Origin of the sequence: Frankia sp. KB5 (genome assembly GCF_002099325.1) — a bacterium.
Taxonomy (GTDB): Bacteria; Actinomycetota; Actinomycetes; order Frankiales; family Frankiaceae; genus Frankia; species Frankia casuarinae.
The window spans coordinates 1-3,123 of record NZ_MRUJ01000010.1; the positions used below are offsets into that span (position 1 = coordinate 1).

Annotated in this window: 4 protein-coding genes; 3 read left to right on the top strand and 1 reads right to left on the bottom strand. The window is 70.1% G+C overall.

The features are described 5' to 3' along the window. The coding region (locus tag KBI5_RS01250) for a molybdopterin-dependent oxidoreductase (protein WP_157902416.1) at positions 1-1,257 on the bottom strand (1,257 nt) is incomplete at its 3' end. Positions 1,258-1,515: 258 nt separating this feature from the next. Here KBI5_RS01250 and clpS point away from each other — a divergent pair. The 3 genes from clpS to KBI5_RS01265 all read left to right on the top strand — a co-directional run bounded on the left by clpS (position 1,516) and on the right by KBI5_RS01265 (position 2,997). Beyond that, positions 1,516-1,806 (top strand): ATP-dependent Clp protease adapter ClpS, encoded by a 291-nt coding sequence (clpS, locus tag KBI5_RS01255; RefSeq protein ID WP_085014086.1) that lies wholly within the window; start codon positions 1,516-1,518, stop codon positions 1,804-1,806. Positions 1,807-2,003: 197 nt separating this feature from the next. Continuing rightward, entirely contained in the window at positions 2,004-2,540 is a 537-nt protein-coding gene (locus KBI5_RS01260) for a DUF2017 domain-containing protein (RefSeq protein ID WP_232235102.1), read from the top strand. 52 nt (positions 2,541-2,592) lie between these two features. Continuing rightward, positions 2,593-2,997, top strand: coding sequence for a M67 family metallopeptidase (locus KBI5_RS01265; RefSeq protein ID WP_011435319.1), 405 nt, complete (start codon positions 2,593-2,595; stop codon positions 2,995-2,997). Positions 2,998-3,123: the final 126 nt, after the last annotated feature.

Sequence of the window (3,123 nt, forward strand, 5' to 3'; positions counted from 1 at the left end):
CTGCGGCGTGCCGAGCGCGTCCAGCATCTCGTAGGCGCTGCGGCCCGGACCGGGGATGGTCGTCGGGTCGACGCCCCAGATTCGACCGATGTGCTCCCGGGCCACCGGATCGATGATCTTGCGATAGCCGGGAAGCTGGTCGGCCTTCTGCCCGTGTTCCCGGCCGCCCTGCCCGTTGCCCTGGCCGGTGAGACAGCCGTAGCCCRACCCGGGGGTGCCGGGCAGCCCCAGTACGAGGGCGAGGTTGATGAGCGCCGTGACGGTGTCGGTGCCCTTGCTGTGTTGTTCGGCACCGCGGGCGCTGAGCACCATCGCCCGTTCGGCCTGGGCGAGCAGGTCCACGGCGGCGTACTGGTCTGCCACCGGCACTCCGGTGATGCGCTCCACCCGTTCGGGCCAGTAGGAGGCGAGTACTGCTCGCAGCTCGGCGAGGCCCGTCGTCCGAGCGGCGAGGAAGTCGCGGTTGGCGTACCCCTCCGTTAGGGCGATGTAGGCCAGCCCGTTGGCCAGGGCCAGGTCAGTTCCCGGGGTGATCTGCAGATGTAGGGCCGCGGCGCGGGCGGTGGCCGTCAGCCGCGGGTCGACGACCACGAGCGCCCCGCCGTTCTCCCGCTGGCGGGTCAGATACTGCATGAACGGGGGCATGGTCTCGGCCGCGTTGCTGCCGACCATGATGACGGCCCCGGCGTGCGCGATGTCCTCCAGTGGGAAGGGCAGGCCCCGGTCCAGCCCGAACGAGCGGATGCCCGCGGCGGCCGCCGACGACATGYAGAACCGGCCGTTGTAGTCGATCGCGGAGCTGCGCAGCGCCACCCGAGCGAACTTGCCTAGGGCGTAGGCCTTCTCGTTGGTCAACCCGCCGCCGCCGAAGACGCCGACCGCGTCCGGGCCGTGTTCGCGCTGGAGGCGGATGATCCCCTCGGTGATGCGGTCGAGTGCCCGTTCCCAGCTCACCGGCTCGAGGGGGGCGTCGCGTCGCGGCCGCATCAGCGGGGTGGTGAGCCGGTCCGCGGCGGTCAGCAGCTCGGCGGAGGTCCACCCCTTCTGGCACATCCGGCCCCGGTTGGTGGGGAACTCGCGGGCGAGCACGGTAACCGGCCCCGGAGACCTTCCACCTGCGGGTTCCGGGCCGTCGTCTTTTCCGGTGCCTTCCTTGGCGGCGCTCTCCGGGGTGGCGCGCAGCATCATTCCGCACTGCAGGGCGCAGTACGGGCAGTGTGTCGCAGCCTCGGCAAGGGGCGCGGCCGGCACCGGCATGGTCGTGGTCACGCACCGAGCGTGCGGCGAGGGGGTGTCTCGGCCGGGTCGGAGCCGTTTCGCGGCGGCAAAGTGGTTCTCATCCTGGCCGGCCCCCCGATGTGCGGCCCCCCGATGTGCGGCTGCGGCCCCGACGATGCCACCCTGCGGCGCTCGGTCGTCTCCCGGCGTTGGGCCRCCTGCTGAGAGGTGATTGCCGGCCACGGCACACGACCCGTCGAGGAGAACTGTCGTGGGAATGGCGTAACAATAGGCAGCGTGTCTGTCGCCRCCGTGTCGCCTCTCGATGTCGAGGAAGTCGACGAGACCCTCGATGACGATCGGCCGTGGGTCACCATTGTCTGGAACGACCCGATCAACCTGATGTCATACGTGACGTATGTCTTCCAGAAGCTCTTCGGCTACAGCAAGCCGAAGGCCACCAAGCTGATGCTCGACGTCCATCACAAGGGGCGGGCTTCGGTGGCCGTCGGCACCAGGGAGGAGATGGAAGCCGACGCCGAGCGCCTGCACGCCTACGGCCTGTGGGCGACGATCGCCCAGGACTGACCCGACCGGTGACCCGAGACCGGTGCCCGACCCGGGGCTCTTTCCGTCGCACCGGTGCCCTGCCGCCCGGAGCAGCCCGTGCGGCATGCCCTGGGTAGGCTGGCTGCGTCCGTGGTCGGACGGTTCAGACGGTCATGTGGGGCGGTCGTCCCGGGCGCACCGTCGCCGGGAGCGTGGGAGTGGGGGAACGGAGGGACGTGGCTGACGGCTTCCGCCGCACGCGTGCCGGGATCGAGCTGCGCCTTCCCCGGCTCGAGGCGGCGTTGCTGATCGAGCTCGTCGGCCAGATCGAGTCCCTGCTCGAACCGCCGCCGGTCGAGGACCCGCTGGAGGCGCTGGTGGGGTTGCGTGACACCGCGCCGCCGCCGCCGGACGATCCGGCGATCGCTCGTCTGCTTCCCGACCCCTACCCGGACGATCCGATGGCCTCCGGGGACTTCCGCCGCCGCCGGACGGACGATCTGCTCGCCCGCAAGCGTGACGCCGCTCGGCGGGTGCTGTCCGCTGTGCCGGCGCCTGGGAGGGCGCTCCTGCTCGATGAGGAGGCCGCTCAGGACTGGCTGACGACGCTGAACGACCTCCGGTTGGTGCTGGGAACCCGCCTCGGTCTCACCGACGACGACTCCACCGCGGAACTCGAACACCTCGACCCGGACGATTCCCGCCGCCCGCTCGTCGCGGTCTACGCGTTCCTGACCGAGCTGCTCGACGATCTGACCCGAGCTCTGGGGTAGTCGCGGGCGAAGGCCGACCCGAACCGCCCCTTCGGCGTCGTACGGTGGGCTCGTGCTGCGAATCGACCGTGCCTGCTATGAGGCGATCGTCGCCCATGCCCGTCGAGATCATCCCGACGAGGCCTGTGGCATCGTCGCCGGCTCCCTGGGGTCGGACCGGCCGAAGCGGTTCATCCCGATGGAGAACGCGGAGCGTTCGCCGACCTTTTACCGCTTCGACCCAATGGAGCAGCTCAAGGTGTGGCGGGAGATGGACGACCGGGACGAGGAGCCCGTCATCATCTACCACTCGCACACCGCAACCGAGGCGTACCCGTCCAGAACCGACGTGTCCCTCGCGGCCGAGCCGGGCGCGCACTACGTACTGGCCTCCACCCGGGAGCCGGACGTGACCGAGTTCCGGTCCTACCGGATCGTCGATGGCGTGGTCACCGAGGAGCCGGTGGAAATCGTCTGAGACGACCTGGTGTTGCAGATGACGCGGCGACGGACGATGACGCGGCGACGGACATGGTCCGGGAAGGGACATGGTCCGGGAAGATGGTGGACACGGTCCGGGAAGATGATGACTGCGGAGCCTTGG